Raw genomic sequence first — 14,584 nt, forward strand, 5'->3', positions numbered from 1 at the left:
TTAATTATTATCTACAGTTAATTTATTGTTGCTGAAGAACCGCATGCACTATTTGCTGTGTAGAACTTATAACCTTTAGATCCTTTTGTATCACTGTAGTAATAGTACAAATCTGAAGTGCACGTCTGTGTAGAGCTACCTCCGACCTCAATCTTGCTTGTTATAAAAGCACTTGACGAAGAGCCTACCCAAACTGTACGGTCAGATTTATTATATACAGTTACATTAATGTTATTATCTATCCATTTCTGATAAGCCAACATGCGTTGGTACTCTGGACTATTAAAAATATCATCATTGTATTGTTTGATAGCTTTAGTCATCAAGGCTCGTTTATCATCGAGATATTTTTTTGTTTTCTTATTTTCTGATTTCTTAATCCAGGTTTGATAGAAGTCTTGTTGCTTTTTTGTGGCCTTATCTAAATAAGGTTGTAATACCTCAGCTTTCATTTTTTCAATTGAAACACTTCCAGCACCAGATTTTGCTTTTTTGACCTTATCTTTTAGGGATTTAAAGAAACCTTTTTTCTTTTTTTTAGGTTTTACATTCTCTTCTGTGTTGTCCCCATTTTCAGCCTTTGGCGCCTTTAAGATCCATCTAATCTCATAGTCATCCTTGCTTTTCCAATTTTGAAGCATAAATAGATAATTATCTATAAATACAATTCTATCGTCGCCTACACTCCTGCCTTCTCTTACCACATAACCAACCTTCTCTTGAAGTTTTTTATTGCCCTCATAAGCGCTAGAAATATAGGTTACCGGAAACGCAATATGATCAGGAAAATACTGATGAATAGCATTACGGTCTGATTCTCTTGCATGGTTTGGATATTTTTTAATAGTCACCTCAAAATGCATGTTAGGCTGGTTCTTATCAAACTTTATATCAGATATATTTGCAACACCACGATGGCTATTGTACAAATCTGCTACAATCTTATAGTCTCCTTTAGAAACATTGTTTCTAATTATTTCACTTTGGTTTTTGACATCTTGTGCATTACTATTAAACGATAGTAGTATAAATGCGATTAATAATGGTCTAATCATTTTCATTGTAATTAATTTAAAAATCAAAAATCCCTCTTATTAGAGGCATATACTTTGTTTTGTTTCTGAAAACAATCTATTTTTTTCTAAGTAGAACGAATCATATAATTTATTGGACAAAAATTAATTTTCACTTCTTAGCTCATTCATCAATTTAAAACATAATAAATCTATATCATCTTCTTTTTCATGGTAGGCAGAAACATTAGAAAGTATTATTACACCATTCTGATTCTCTACATCTAAGGCCATTGACGATCTGTAACCATTAGTTCCTCCATTGTGCCATATTAATTCACTTTGATCTTTTGTTTTTAAAATAAACCAACCGAGTCCAATACTCATGGTTTCACTGATGCTAAAAGTTGGTTTATGAGTTAATGATAACTCGGCGTTCTTACATTCAAATTGAGCTAAAGCAAACTTAGATAAGTCTTCTGCTGTAGATAAAACACCACCACAACCTACTAAAACATCAAAATCCCAATTATTCGTTACTATGCCATTTGAATCTAAACCCTTCACAATTTTGTTTTTGAGAAATGCTTTTTTAGTTGTTGTATTTGCCATATTGTACTTATTGAAGATTTCCTTTTTAACCAAATCTTCATAAGACATTTTAGATAAATCTGCCATCAAAAAACCCAACAAACCTGATCCAAGATTTGAATACTCATGTTTATTTATAGACTCTTTATTTAATACAACTTTAGATTTTAAAAATGCAAACAGCAAATCTTTACTGTAATGTATGTAAGGATTATTATAATCTGTGAAATCAAAATTAGAAGGCAGTACTGGCAAACCAGAAGTATGATTTGCTAACGACTTAAAGCTAATTTTGTCTTCTACATTAATCTTAAAATTGATATAATCTTGAATATTATCATCTAAGTCAATGGTTTGATCAATTGCTAAATTTGAGAGTAATGTAGCTGTGAACACTTTTGTTAAAGAGCCTATTTCAAAAACACTTTTATAATTTTGAATTCTTATAATCGTATCTTTTGTTCGCTTAACACCAATAAAATCTACATTTTTGTTCTTTATTAAAGCTATTGAAAGCTGTGTGTCTTGAGGAAATGACTTTGTATAATTATAGATCAATTGAGTTAAGTCATTGGAAATTTTAGGTGAACTGTTTAATAACTCAGACTTCTTGTTAATTTTATTTTGCGTATGAGCAATAAGGGAAAGATTTATTAGAATTAATAAGATTTTAAAATTCTTCATTAACACATTGATTTATTTAAAAATCAAAAATGCCTCTTAATAGAGGCATTTACTTTGTTTTATTTCTGAAAACAATCTATTTCTTTCTAAATTTCTTAAATATTAAATACCTCATTAATCACAGTCATAAACTCGTCTCTTTTGTCTTTAGCAATAGGAATAGTCTTGTTATTACTCATTATAAGATAATGTCCATCCCTTTTAGATAATTCTTTTATTTGTTTTAAATTAATTAGAAAAGAACGATGGGGCTTATAGAAAATTGATAAGTTTTCTAGCTGCTCCACAAAATGTTTTAATGGCTTACAAATAAGCTCTGTATTGCCATTGTTCAAATAAACATTTGTATACATCCCATCAGCTTCAAAAAGTATAATATCGTCATGAGATACAAAAATAATGCCCTTAGGTACATCTAATGCTATTTTATTAACTGCTAGTTGATTAAAAGCATTTCGTAAATCTTGCAACTGCTTATTTATAGAGTTTTCATTTAATACTTCTACTGCTTTTTTTGTTGCTACTTTTAACTCATTTACATCAATTGGTTTTAACAAATAATCGATAGCAGATAACTTAAAAGCTTCCACAGCGTATTGATTGTAAGCCGTTATAAAAATAATTTGAAAATCTATGACAGTATCTTCTAATAAGTCTAATATCTGAAGGCCTGAATACTTTGGCATTTCAATATCTAAATAAACAATATTCGGTTTCTCATTCTTTATAATTTCAATACCTTCTTCTAAATTAGATGCCTCTAAAATATGATGAATCTCACCACAAGTTCCATCGATCAGTTTAGAGAGCAGTCTTCTCGCTTTATTTTCATCATCTATTATTAATGCTTTCATTATTTAAGGGGATATTGATTAATACTTTTGTTCCATTAGAGCTTTCCGTCTTTAAACTAATTACTGATACCGAAATTTTTTGCTTTCTATCTGTATTGAGTAATACAACCCGCCTTTCATTAGCGCTGGTTGCAAAAGATTTATGAGAAGGATAGCGCTTGCTGTTGATTTCTTTAGATGCCTCAACACCAATACCATTGTCAGTAACAATACAGGTTAGCACTTGATTATGCATATTAATACCAAATTCAATAGTTAATCTTCTGTCATTCTCTTTATGAAGTAAACCATGTTTAATTGCATTTTCAACATAAGGTTGAATAAACAATGATGGTATTTTAATATCTGTAGCAATAATTTGGTCCGAAACTTTGATTTCATATTGCAATACTTCTTCGAATCTAATTTTCTCTAATTCTAAATAAATTTCGAGCGCCTTTATCTCTTGAGACAGTAAAATCTCATCCTCTCGACTATGGTCCAAGTAAATCCTAATCAATCTAGAGAATTTTACTAAATACGAACTTGCTAAATCTTTTTCATTCATCACGATGTATTCTTGGATAGAATTCAAAGCATTAAAAATAAAATGAGGATTCATTTGAGATCTTAGATTCTCTAATTGAGAAAGTATCAATTTTTTATTTGTTAATTCTTTTTGAAGTTCATTGGCTTGTCTAATTTTTAACTTTTTGATTGTATCTCTAAAAATGATATAAATAAGGATAAGAACAATTAAAACGAGACCTGTATAAAACCACCAAGTCTTCCAAAATGGTCTTGCAATTGAAAATTGAACTGAGTCAATAGCAGCGCCATTGTCTTTAGATGCTAATACAGACTTAACCTGAAAGGTATAATCGCCACTAGGCAAATTATAATAATTTACAGAATTCGCTTTGGACTCATCGGTCTGCCATGTATTGTCATAGCCTAAAAGTCTAAACTGATACTTATTATTAATAAAACTTTGAAAACCATTGGCATTAAACAAAAACTTTATTGAATTCTCATGATGTTTAAGCTGATAATAGTCTGTTAGAGCAACTGTTTTTAGTCCAATATCAACTTGTGAAACGTAAACTTCTGGGATTTTTTCATTCTTAAACCCTTTATGTCTATCAACACTAAATAAGCCATTATTAGTGGCAAAATATATTTGATCATTAATTATCTCTATATCACTTACCCTATATGATGGCACTCCGTTTTGTTTAGTTAGGTTTTTAAATACATTAAATTCTGTTTCTAGACATTGAATACCTTCATCAGTTACTATCCATAAATCATCATTAATACTTTTAATCATATTGATCTGGTCAGACAATAATCCGTTCGATGTATTATAATTGCAATAAACTGTATCATTCTTAATTGCATAGAGTCCGTTATTAGATGATGCTACCCAAATGACACCATTTGTAGTTTCTGCAATATGCTTAGGAATGATAGATTGATCTTCGAACCTTATTTCTGTTTTCTTTAACTCATGATCAAATACAAAAAGACCATCGATAGCACCGAGATAAATACTATTCTCTGACTTGGAATAATAATTAATATACGATCTTTTATTATGAAGAACATACTTCCGCTTAAACTCTTTATTTAATAATTCGGCGTTCTTATACGAAGAAAAGACATATGCTGTATCGTTTACTTTTGAAATACTTTTTGCCCCAGCCAGTTTTGGTGTGCTCAATATATTATAACTAAAAGATGAATTATTTACTCTTAACACCTTATCCTCTTTTACCACTAATGACTCATTTCCTTGATTAAAGCTCTTTAACTCAGAAACTCTATATATTGATGATGTATCAATACTTTCCAAGGCAAAATTAGAAGGGTTAAAAACACCAACTCTACCCTTGGTCGTACCATATATAAACTTCTCTCCTTGAATCTTTTCTAATTCGCTAATATTAAGAAGGTCTTTGTGTTGATATTGGAATATATTTACGTTAGGAATAACCAAAATACCATCACCTTTTGTTGACAACCAATAATTATTCTGATGATCCTTAAGGATTTTTGTTATAAAAATCTTAGAATAATAGCGGTTCCTAAGTATTAGCTTTTCATCTAAAAATTCGCAAATATAAAGTCCATTATCAGTGGATACCCAAAGATTATTTCCATAAAAAAAAGTATGATTAATTGTTCTATTTAATAATACTTTAGGGATATTAACTTCAATATATTTCTGCTTCTCTATATCAAAACTGTAATAAATGTTTTCCCCGTTTTTAACAAAATGGCATAAATTAATTTCACCATTTGAAGAAATTCCAACACGCCGAGATATTCCAGAGCTTAATGAATAATTATCAAATACATCTATCTTAAGACTATCTATAGTAATTAAATTAGTATCTGCCTTAATTATAAAATTACCTTTAGTAAAAAGATAACCGTTTCTCGCATCCTCTATAGCTCCAAAAAAGACATTTTCACTCGGTTTGTTAATAACCTGTCTAGACGTCAAGTCTACTCTTATATTTGATTTCCCAGGGAATATAATAAGTTCATTTTCTGTCACTATAAACTCAGAAAGTTCACCATTCAATGTTTTACCTAAATCTATAAATAAGTTGAGTTTGTTGTCTTCTACATAAAAAAACTGACCAGAAATATTATTACACCATACCCTATTTAAATGGTCTTGTTTAATACCAAAAACTGCATTTCCTTTTTGATCTACATGTTTGAAATGTTTAAAAGACCGACCATTATACCGGTGTAAACCCTTATTAGATGCCAACCATATATAGTGCTTATAGTCTTCTAAAAGAGAATAAAATTCAACATCAGGAAGTCCATCTCTTTCAGTTAATTGAATAGTTGCAGGTTGCTGTCCGAAACTGATATAGCATAAAACAAAGAAAAAAAATTGGAATATTTGCCTAAGCATCCTTACATGATGTTAAATACCAAAGATAAACGTGAATTCTTCTATATCATTAGAAAATTTCTGAAAAACCTTGTTTCTTTTCTAAAATGGAAAATAAAAAAAGGCTTAGATTAATTTTGAAATGTTATTGGGTGAAATTTTTCAAACTTATAATCTCTTATGCTACTCAGGAAAACCATTTAAAGACAACGTTTCGAGTTCCTTATCTATATTTTCAAAGATTAAAAATACTTTAAGTTCAGGATGTGATTCTAAAAACGTTTTTGTCTTTTCAATGCCCATTGTCTTAAAGGCAGTAGCATAAGCATCTGCAGTCATACAATCTGGTGCAATCACAGAAATACTTAAGAGATTGGTTTTACTAGGATAACCAGTTTTAGTATCTATAATATGAGAATAGCGATTACCATTTTCATCAATTTTAAACTTCCTGTAGGTGCCAGAAGTAGCCATAGCTTCATCTGATAACGGTACAGCCTTTACATAATCTGTTGCATCATTTATACCATCAAATCGTGGTCTTGTCACACCAACAGTCCAAGGTTTCTCTTTTTTAATATTAAGACCTTTAGCTCTTATTTCGCCACCTATCTCTACCAAATAATGGTCTATATGTTTCGCTTCTAAAAAATCTGCAATAACATCTACGCCATAGCCTTTAGCAATGGCATTAAAATCTATTCTAGTCGCTTCAGACTTCTTGATCTTCCCATTAACAATACCTAGCTTATTTAAGCCAACAGCAGTCATCAGACTTTTTATCTTTAAACTATCTAGGTTTTCTATATCACCTTCCGGACCAAAATCCCAAGCATTAACAACTGCGCCAATTGTAGGGTCAAAAGCACCTTCAGTACGTCTATAAATCGTTTTAGACGCAGCTAACACCTTTTCAAAATGTTCATCAATTACAACATCTTTATTTTTATTGACTCTAGAAATATCTGAATCTGGTATATACGTAGACATGGAATTATTAATCACTGTAAAAAGGCTATCAAATTGTGCAGTGTAATCTTCATTTGAGTTATAAATCGCCTTATAACCAGTACCAAATACCGGTCCTGATAAAGTCGTCATTTCTTGCTTTTTATCTTCCTGACAAGACATAAAAAGCATTATTATAATAACTAGGATTGTAGCGTTCTTCATAAAACATTTGGTATCTGAGGCTCTCGAAGACACAAAAAATCATTGATAAACATTCACTTCGAGAGCCTTAGCGAACATTTCTTCTAATTCAAATTCATTTCTATGACTTGAATACCATTATACTCAATAAGATAATCTTCATCGAGATAGATCGGTAAATCTTCTCCATTAGGATTTCCTAGTCCGACACCTGCATATAATACTTTTGCATTTTTTTCAAAGGCATGCTTTTTGAAAGTTTCCATCCAGACTACATCATAGTTATTAGGATTTTCGGGCAGTAAAACAGCACGAACAACCACAAAAAAGTACTGATTTTTTTTATCAATACAAACAAACTGTGGATGACGTTTTAATTTACTGTTGATGGCCACAAATTCAAAACCACGAGATTCTAAATCCTTCCCAACATGATTCATTGCAAGATTGTGTAGCTCTTGAGGTGTCAATGGTTTATTCATAGAGCAAAGATACGAAGAAGCTATTATTTAAACCGCACATATTTTGTACTTCCAAAAGTATAATTTGAGACTCCTAATACAATATCATCTTCTAATTTATACCATGGGTTGTGTGCATCATCTTCTAAGTTTTTGACCAAGTGCACACTTTGTGCAGGTGTATTTCCTTGAAACAATAAAAAGAGTTTTTCACCCTTATCATTAACAACTTCATCACAAAGCATTACAATGTGTCCAGGTGTTCCACCTTTTATGAGCATATCACCAATTTTTAAGTCTTTCGCCTTTACTGATTTAAGCTCATTATATAGTGACAAAGTACCTGAATACGTGTAGATGAGATTTAAGTATTTATAAAAGTTATCTTTAGAATAATTGGCCGCGGCAGTTTTATGAAAACTCACTTTGCTTCCGTTTATTTTTGGACGGTAACCTTCTGCATACTTTTTCCAAGAACAATAATGGCCAGATGTAAAATTAAAACCAATCTCGTTCTTCCTATTTTTGTCCCATAAATATTCGCTTCGAATTCGAATTAGTGCATCCGCACACTGTTGCAATCCATTTTTAGGTACAGGAACTTCTAAGATTCCTATATGTCCACCTTGCCAAAAATATTCGGTATTATCATAGTTTATGATTTTAGTTCCGTAAGGCTTCAACTTGTAATTTCTGAGATATTCTTCAAAACTCCCTTTAGGATATCTAACACGTTTATAACCATCTGGAATATTTACTCTAGATTTAATACTTAAACTGTCCTTATTAATAAGACTTGGTTCGCTTGTATAAGCAATCACCTTATCAACGGTTTGTTCAACAGGTTTGAATTGATAAATCACTAAAAGGATTATTACAATTGAAATGATAGTCAGTATTTTCTTCATAATGGTATAACGTCAACTGAGTTGAATTCGTATTAAATTTCTATTTTTACTAGACATGAAACATCATCCATTATCTAAACGTTTAGGACTATTTTTAGGCCCCATTCTATTTTCACTGCTTTCATTATTACCTGTAGAGTTCATTTCTGAAAAAGCTGATACTGTTATTGCTACAGCAGTATGGATGATCATTTGGTGGATCACAGAAGCTGTTTCAATCTCTGTAACAGCATTGTTACCTTTATTGCTTTTTCCATTATTCAAAGTGATGCCTCTAGGTGATGTTGGTTCTAATTACGGCAGTCCAATAGTCTTTCTGTTTTTTGGTGGATTTGTGTTAGCCTTAGCTTTAGAAAAAGTGAATCTTCATAAACGCATAGCTCTCAATATCATTAAATTTACTGGTACAACACCCAACAAGGTTATTCTTGGCTTTATGATCGCAACAGCGTTTATGAGTATGTGGATAAGTAATACGGCAAGTACTGTAGTGATGTTGCCTATAGCATTATCGGTGATACATTTACTTATTAATGATGCTGACGGATATACGAAACAAGATCAAAATTTTGCCTTGAGTGTGATGCTAGGTATTGCTTTTTCTGCAAATGCAGGCGGCATAGCTACCATAATAGGAACACCACCAAACTCTGTGCTTATAGGACTTCTTGAAAATGAATATCACATTGAGATTTCATTCCTAAACTGGATGCTTTTTGGCTTACCTTTTTCAACCGTTTTAATCTTGATTATTTATGTGGTACTAATAGGATTATTCCCAAATCGTGGTATTGTATTTACCGCTTCTAAATCTGTAATTAAAACGGAAATAAAAGAACTAGGAAAAATTTCAGCTAAGGAAAAACAAGTCCTTATTACGTTTTCTATAATGGTACTTCTTTGGATTTTTAGAGGTTTAATCAACTCATTAATTCCTAATTTAGGGTTGAGCGATACTATGATAAGTATATTTGGTGCAATAGCACTTTTCGCAATTCCTCATAGACTTAATAAAGGTGACTTTATTTTAGAATGGAACGATACTAAAAACTTAGCATGGGGCATTTTAATTCTTTTTGGAGGTGGATTGGCATTAGCAAAAGGAATGAGCTCCACAGGTATTGTTGATTTAGTAGCCAATGCTATTTCTAACAGTAATATCAGTATATTAGTTACGGCCGCATTACTTATTATCTTAATGGTGTTTATGACAGAACTTATGAGCAACGTAGCATTGACTGCTGTTTTAGCACCTGTAATTGCAGGTATAGCGATTGGTTTAGAAATACCTATGATTCACTTGTTAATCCCAGTAACTCTAGCAAGTAGTTGCGCTTTTATGTTACCTATGGCGACACCACCAAATGCCATTGTATTTGCTAGTGGTTTTATTAAAGTGCATCAAATGGCCAAGGTTGGTGTTTTACTTAATCTAATTTCCATCGTTTTATTAATTCTTTTGTTTCAATTTGTAATACCACTTATTTTCTAAACCTATGAAAAGTCATATAGCTTTCTTTTTATTTGTTCTGTTCGCTTTTTTCACTAATTGTAATGAGCAACAAGTGTTACCAGATCCATTAGAAGCTGGATGGCATGGACAATCTGTTTGTGAAGTTGTGGAGGAAAATGAAAACATACGTGTGCTTAAATGTACCTTTGAACCTGGAGTTGGTCATGAAGAGCACTATCATAATCCACACGTCGGTTATACACTTGCTGGTGGCACTTTTAGAATTACTGACAAAGAAGGTACTAGAGAAGTTGATGTACCAACTGGTTATAGCTTTAGCAATGACGAAATCACATCTCATGAAGTGTTAAATGTAGGTGAAACTACTGCTGTGTTCCTTATTATTGAATATAAATAGTCATTTTTTTCTTATCTTCAAGGTGGAAAAAGAAAAGACTATGACAACTTCAAATCGTTTTAATGCAGCAATTAATAAGCTCTATACTGCATTTCACAACAACACATTAAATCCTGAAGACTGCAAACAATGCGCCGTAGGAAATATTTTAGATAATAATGATAGTTGGAGACATATGACCAATATACATGGTTCAATAACTTTGAATTATGTTGGACTTGTACATCAAAATCTTGGTCGGAAGTTTAATGGTTATACACCTCTAGAATTACTTAAAATTGAAGCTTCATTTTTGGAAGGCTGCGGTTACAGAGTGGGACCTACTTATTGTCATAAACCAGATTATTATAAAGATAAAGCCATTTTATTTAATGGACTTTCTGAGGTAGTTGTTAAACTATGCGAATTAGATAAGATAGATAATGTGATGGACTGTTCGCAAATCTTTCAATTTTCAGCTTCAGTAAACAATTCTATTTCCCAAACGGTTTAAAAGAAAAACCAGCACTCAAAAAGTACTGGTTTATTTATTCTTTAGTTTCCTGCAAACGCGGGAATAACAATTAGTGACTATCCACCGAAATCATCGAATCTAATATGTTCGTCTGGGATACCAAAATCCTCACCCATTTTCTGAACAGCTTGGTTCATTAATGGTGGACCACAGAAATATAATTCGATGTCTTCTGGTGCTTCATGATGCTTTAAATAATTGTCGATTACACAATTATGAATAAACCCTACAAAACCATCACCTTCTTCGTCGTTTATATCTTTTTTAACTTTCCAGTTATCCGTTTCTAATGGCTCAGATAATGCCATGTAAAATTTAAAGTTTGGAAAATCTCTTTCTAAATCTCTAAAATAATGGATGTAAAACAATTCAGCTCTTGAACGTCCACCATACCAATACGTTACTTTACGTCCAGTTTTTATAGTTTTAAACAACTCGTATAAATGTGATCGCATTGGTGCCATACCTGCTCCACCACCAACGTATAACATCTCGCTTTCTGACTCGTTGATAAAGAATTCACCGTATGGTCCAGAAATAATAACTTTATCTCCTGGCTTTTGAGCAAATATATAAGATGACGCTACACCAGGATTTACTTGCATCCATTGGTTTTTAGATCTATCCCAAGGTGGAGTTGCAATACGTACATTAAGCATAATTTCTCTTCCTTCTGCTGGGTAGGAAGCCATAGAATACGCACGCTCGACAGTTTCATCGTTTTTCATTACCAAAGGCCAAAGACCAAACTTATCCCAGTCTTTTTTAAATTTATCTGGTTCTCCAGCATGGTCTGTTGGATGTGCCGTTATATCGATATCTTCATATTTGATTTCGCACTGAGGAATTTCAATCTGAATATACCCACCAGCCTTATAATTCATATCTTCAGGAATTTCCACTACAAATTCCTTAATAAATGTAGCCACGTTATAGTTACGCACAACCGTCGCTTCCCATTTCTTAATACCAAATACTTCTTCAGGAATAGTTATTTCCATATCCTGCTTCACTTTTACTTGACAAGCCAAACGTGCTCCATGTTGTAATTCCTTTCTAGAGAAGTGAGGTGTCTCAGTTGGTAATGCTTCACCTCCACCAGAAAGTACGTGACATTCACACTGAATACAAGTTCCACCACCACCACAAGCAGATGGTAAGAATACTTTACTATTACCTAACGTAGATAATAAAGTACCACCTGAAGCTACTTCTATTTCCTTTTCACCATTAATGGTAATCTTTACAGGACCAGAAGGTGATAGTTTTTGTTTCACAAATAACAACAGCGCTACTAATAATAAGGTTACTAGTAAGAATGCTCCAACTGTTGCTAAAATAATTCCTAAATCTACTGCTAATATCATAAGGTTCTATTGCTTGTTTGTATTTTCAGCTAGTTCTAGTGTAGCTTCATCTTTGTTCATATTATCCTCAACAGCTTCAATTTGTGCTGCTTTATCTTCTGGCTTAGCTTCTTCATCTCCGCCACCAGTTAACATTCCACCAAAACTTAAAAAGCCAATACCCATTAAGCCAGTAATTATAAACGTAATACCTAATCCTCTTAAAGCAGGTGGTACATTACTATATCTGATTTTTTCACGAATAGCTGCAATTGCTAAAATTGCTAAGAACCATCCGATACCAGAAGAAATACCATAATTAAGTGCTAAACCAAATGATTCAATTTCACGAGATTGCATAAATAAAGACCCTCCTAAAATCGCACAGTTTACTGCAATAAGTGGTAAAAAGATACCAAGTGAGTTATATAAAGATGGTGAGAACTTTTCAACCACAATCTCTACCAATTGCACCATTGTTGCAATCGTAGCAATGAACATGATAAAAGATAGGAATCCTAAATCCATTCCAGAGAAACCTTCTCCACCAGAACTTCCATCTAACCATGCTAATGCACCAGGTTGTAGTAAATATTGATCTAATAACCAGTTTAAAGGCACTGTAATTGCTAATACAAATATTACAGCTGCACCTAAACCAACAGCCGTTGACACTTTTTTGGAAACAGCTAGGTAAGAACACATACCTAAGAACACAGCAAATACCATGTTGTCAACAAATATCGATTTGAAAAATAATTCTAAATGTTCCATATATTTTTAGTTTTCAGTCTCAGTAAACAGCTGACAAAAGTTGTGCACTGTTAACTGTAAACTGTATACTGATTAATCCTCTATTAATGCTTTATTTCTACTACGTTGTACCCAGATAATTAATCCTACAATGATTAAGGCCATTGGCGGCATTAACATAAAACCATTGTTTTCATATCCTATACTGTAAACTCCAGTTTGTTCAATAGGATCTCCTAATACAGGAATTCCTAATAATGTCCCAGAACCTAGTAGCTCTCTAAAGAAGCCTACAATGATTAAAATTACAGCGTATCCTAATGCGTTACCGATACCATCTAAAAATGATTTCCATGGTCCATTACCAAGTGCGAACGCCTCAAAACGCCCCATAATAATACAGTTAGTGATAATTAAACCAATGAATACCGATAATGTCTTACTCAACTCAAATGCGAACGCCTTAAGTACTTGATCAACTATAATTACCAATGATGCAACAACAATTAATTGCACAATAATTCTAATCTTTGAAGGAATGATATTTCTCATTAGAGATATCACCACGTTTCCAACACCTAATACGAACAGTACTGCTATACCCATTACAATTGATGCTTTAAGCTCTGCAGTAATTGCTAAAGCGGAACATATACCTAATACCTGAATTGTAATAGGGTTGTTATCCGCTAACGGATCTGTTATTAACTTTGTATCTTTTTTTGAAAGTAATCCCATAGTTTAATGTTTTATAAGCTTTGAAAAAATGGTAAGTATAATTTCAAATCGTTTTTAATCATTGCAGACACACCATCGCCAGTAATTGTGGCACCAGCTAAGGCATCTACCTCGTAGTCATCCTTTATTTCATTCTTTGGATCGTTATTTCCTTTGGCAACTTTGATACCTTTAAAAGTACCCGACTTATCTATTAATTGTTCACCATAAAAATCATCCATGAAATAACGTTGCTTAATATTTGCACCTAAACCTGGTGTTTCACCAGCATGGTCAAAAAACGCACCTTTAACAACCATATCTTTATCTAGAGCAACATAACCCCAAATCGCGTCCCAAAGTCCTTTTCCTCTAATTGGTGCTACGTAAACCGTTTCACCATTTTGAGTGCCTTTAAACAATGGTAAAAAACGAGACTTACCACTTTTAGCTTTCGCTTGTTCTTTCTTAATATCTACTAAATACGGTTCTTTACCAGCACCTTCAGCTTTTGATTTTAAAAAGTCTTCTCTTGATAGTGTATTGATTATTTTGCCATCTTTAAATTCTAATACTAATTGCTCTTCAACATTAGTAGCAAAAGCATCAGCAACTTCAGCAGTAGAGACAAAAGTAATATCTCCTGTACCCTCATTACCATTAACACCCATGGCATATAGGATATTTTGCTGCTTTTCAATTCTTTGATTTTCATCAATATTCGCTCTTAAAGAAGAAGCTGTAAAGGCTAATAATGAACCTACAACAACAACCATTGCAACAGCAAATAATATTGTATACGAATTCTTTTCTGTATTAATCGCCAT

Annotated in this window: 14 protein-coding genes; 3 read left to right on the forward strand and 11 right to left on the reverse strand. The window is 32.4% G+C overall.

What is annotated here, in order from left to right:
- Window positions 1–17 precede the first annotated feature (17 nt).
- From HRU50_RS08970 to HRU50_RS09000, 7 genes are all read right to left on the reverse strand, one after another.
- Entirely contained in the window at window positions 18–1,055 is a 1,038-nt protein-coding gene (locus HRU50_RS08970) for a hypothetical protein (RefSeq protein ID WP_296350373.1), read from the reverse strand.
- Between the two features lie 123 nt (window positions 1,056–1,178).
- Window positions 1,179–2,288 carry a serine hydrolase gene (locus HRU50_RS08975; protein ID WP_296350376.1) on the reverse strand — a complete coding sequence of 370 codons (1,110 nt, stop codon included), beginning with the start codon at window positions 2,286–2,288 and terminating at the stop codon, window positions 1,179–1,181.
- Between the two features lie 95 nt (window positions 2,289–2,383).
- Entirely contained in the window at window positions 2,384–3,142 is a 759-nt protein-coding gene (locus HRU50_RS08980; protein WP_296350378.1) for a LytTR family DNA-binding domain-containing protein, read from the reverse strand.
- A complete protein-coding gene (locus HRU50_RS08985) occupies window positions 3,120–6,056 on the reverse strand; it encodes a sensor histidine kinase (protein ID WP_296350381.1) in 2,937 nt (978 codons plus the stop codon). Before HRU50_RS08985 ends, HRU50_RS08980 begins: the two co-directional genes overlap by 23 nt.
- A 162-nt stretch (window positions 6,057–6,218) precedes the next feature.
- A complete protein-coding gene (locus tag HRU50_RS08990) occupies window positions 6,219–7,208 on the reverse strand; it encodes an FAD:protein FMN transferase (protein WP_296350383.1) in 990 nt (329 codons plus the stop codon).
- 83 nt (window positions 7,209–7,291) lie between these two features.
- Complete coding sequence (locus HRU50_RS08995) at window positions 7,292–7,669, reverse strand: Na(+)-translocating NADH-quinone reductase subunit F (protein WP_296350385.1); 378 nt, start codon at window positions 7,667–7,669, stop codon at window positions 7,292–7,294.
- A 23-nt stretch (window positions 7,670–7,692) separates the two neighbouring features.
- Complete coding sequence (locus tag HRU50_RS09000; protein WP_296350388.1) at window positions 7,693–8,556, reverse strand: DUF4846 domain-containing protein; 864 nt, start codon at window positions 8,554–8,556, stop codon at window positions 7,693–7,695.
- Window positions 8,557–8,611: 55 nt separating this feature from the next.
- Here HRU50_RS09000 and HRU50_RS09005 point away from each other — a divergent pair, with 55 nt between their 5' ends.
- From HRU50_RS09005 to HRU50_RS09015, 3 genes are read left to right on the forward strand one after another with little or no spacing between them, the layout of a single operon-like run.
- Window positions 8,612–10,048, forward strand: a complete 1,437-nt coding sequence (locus HRU50_RS09005) for a DASS family sodium-coupled anion symporter (RefSeq protein WP_296350390.1) — start codon at window positions 8,612–8,614, stop codon at window positions 10,046–10,048.
- Window positions 10,049–10,052: 4 nt separating this feature from the next.
- Complete coding sequence (locus tag HRU50_RS09010; protein WP_296350392.1) at window positions 10,053–10,427, forward strand: cupin domain-containing protein; 375 nt, start codon at window positions 10,053–10,055, stop codon at window positions 10,425–10,427.
- A 40-nt stretch (window positions 10,428–10,467) separates the two neighbouring features.
- Complete coding sequence (locus HRU50_RS09015; RefSeq protein ID WP_296350394.1) at window positions 10,468–10,920, forward strand: Na(+)-translocating NADH-quinone reductase subunit F; 453 nt, start codon at window positions 10,468–10,470, stop codon at window positions 10,918–10,920.
- 77 nt (window positions 10,921–10,997) lie between these two features.
- Here the strand turns inward: HRU50_RS09015 and nqrF are convergent, their stop codons facing one another.
- The 4 genes from nqrF to HRU50_RS09035 all read right to left on the reverse strand — a co-directional run bounded on the left by nqrF (window position 10,998) and on the right by HRU50_RS09035 (window position 14,584).
- Window positions 10,998–12,308, reverse strand: a complete 1,311-nt coding sequence (nqrF, locus tag HRU50_RS09020; RefSeq protein ID WP_296350396.1) for an NADH:ubiquinone reductase (Na(+)-transporting) subunit F — start codon at window positions 12,306–12,308, stop codon at window positions 10,998–11,000.
- A gap of 6 nt (window positions 12,309–12,314) precedes the next feature.
- Window positions 12,315–13,061, reverse strand: coding sequence for an NADH:ubiquinone reductase (Na(+)-transporting) subunit E (gene nqrE, locus HRU50_RS09025; RefSeq protein WP_296350398.1), 747 nt, complete (start codon window positions 13,059–13,061; stop codon window positions 12,315–12,317).
- Window positions 13,062–13,133: 72 nt separating this feature from the next.
- Entirely contained in the window at window positions 13,134–13,778 is a 645-nt protein-coding gene (locus HRU50_RS09030; RefSeq protein WP_296350400.1) for an NADH:ubiquinone reductase (Na(+)-transporting) subunit D, read from the reverse strand.
- Between the two features lie 11 nt (window positions 13,779–13,789).
- Window positions 13,790–14,584, reverse strand: coding sequence for a Na(+)-translocating NADH-quinone reductase subunit C (locus HRU50_RS09035; RefSeq protein ID WP_296350402.1), 795 nt, complete (start codon window positions 14,582–14,584; stop codon window positions 13,790–13,792).

It is taken from the genome of Winogradskyella sp. (genome assembly GCF_013213835.1).
GTDB lineage: Bacteria > Bacteroidota > Bacteroidia > Flavobacteriales > Flavobacteriaceae > Winogradskyella.

What these genes read in the sequence shown, in the direction of transcription:
- HRU50_RS09000 (WP_296350388.1), bottom strand. Translation starts at nt 8,556, where the DNA reads ATGAAGAAAATACTGACTATCATTTCAATTGTAATAATCCTTTTAGTG.
- HRU50_RS08990 (WP_296350383.1), bottom strand. Translation starts at nt 7,208, where the DNA reads ATGAAGAACGCTACAATCCTAGTTATTATAATAATGCTTTTTATGTCT.
- HRU50_RS08980 (WP_296350378.1), bottom strand. Translation starts at nt 3,142, where the DNA reads ATGAAAGCATTAATAATAGATGATGAAAATAAAGCGAGAAGACTGCTC.
- HRU50_RS08970 (WP_296350373.1), bottom strand. Translation starts at nt 1,055, where the DNA reads ATGATTAGACCATTATTAATCGCATTTATACTACTATCGTTTAATAGT.
- HRU50_RS08995 (WP_296350385.1), bottom strand. Translation starts at nt 7,669, where the DNA reads ATGAATAAACCATTGACACCTCAAGAGCTACACAATCTTGCAATGAAT.
- HRU50_RS09010 (WP_296350392.1), top strand. Translation starts at nt 10,053, where the DNA reads ATGAAAAGTCATATAGCTTTCTTTTTATTTGTTCTGTTCGCTTTTTTC.
- HRU50_RS09005 (WP_296350390.1), top strand. Translation starts at nt 8,612, where the DNA reads ATGAAACATCATCCATTATCTAAACGTTTAGGACTATTTTTAGGCCCC.
- HRU50_RS09035 (WP_296350402.1), bottom strand. Translation starts at nt 14,584, where the DNA reads ATGGCGATTAATACAGAAAAGAATTCGTATACAATATTATTTGCTGTT.
- HRU50_RS08985 (WP_296350381.1), bottom strand. Translation starts at nt 6,056, where the DNA reads ATGCTTAGGCAAATATTCCAATTTTTTTTCTTTGTTTTATGCTATATC.
- HRU50_RS08975 (WP_296350376.1), bottom strand. Translation starts at nt 2,288, where the DNA reads ATGAAGAATTTTAAAATCTTATTAATTCTAATAAATCTTTCCCTTATT.
- nqrF (WP_296350396.1), bottom strand. Translation starts at nt 12,308, where the DNA reads ATGATATTAGCAGTAGATTTAGGAATTATTTTAGCAACAGTTGGAGCA.
- HRU50_RS09015 (WP_296350394.1), top strand. Translation starts at nt 10,468, where the DNA reads ATGACAACTTCAAATCGTTTTAATGCAGCAATTAATAAGCTCTATACT.
- nqrE (WP_296350398.1), bottom strand. Translation starts at nt 13,061, where the DNA reads ATGGAACATTTAGAATTATTTTTCAAATCGATATTTGTTGACAACATG.
- HRU50_RS09030 (WP_296350400.1), bottom strand. Translation starts at nt 13,778, where the DNA reads ATGGGATTACTTTCAAAAAAAGATACAAAGTTAATAACAGATCCGTTA.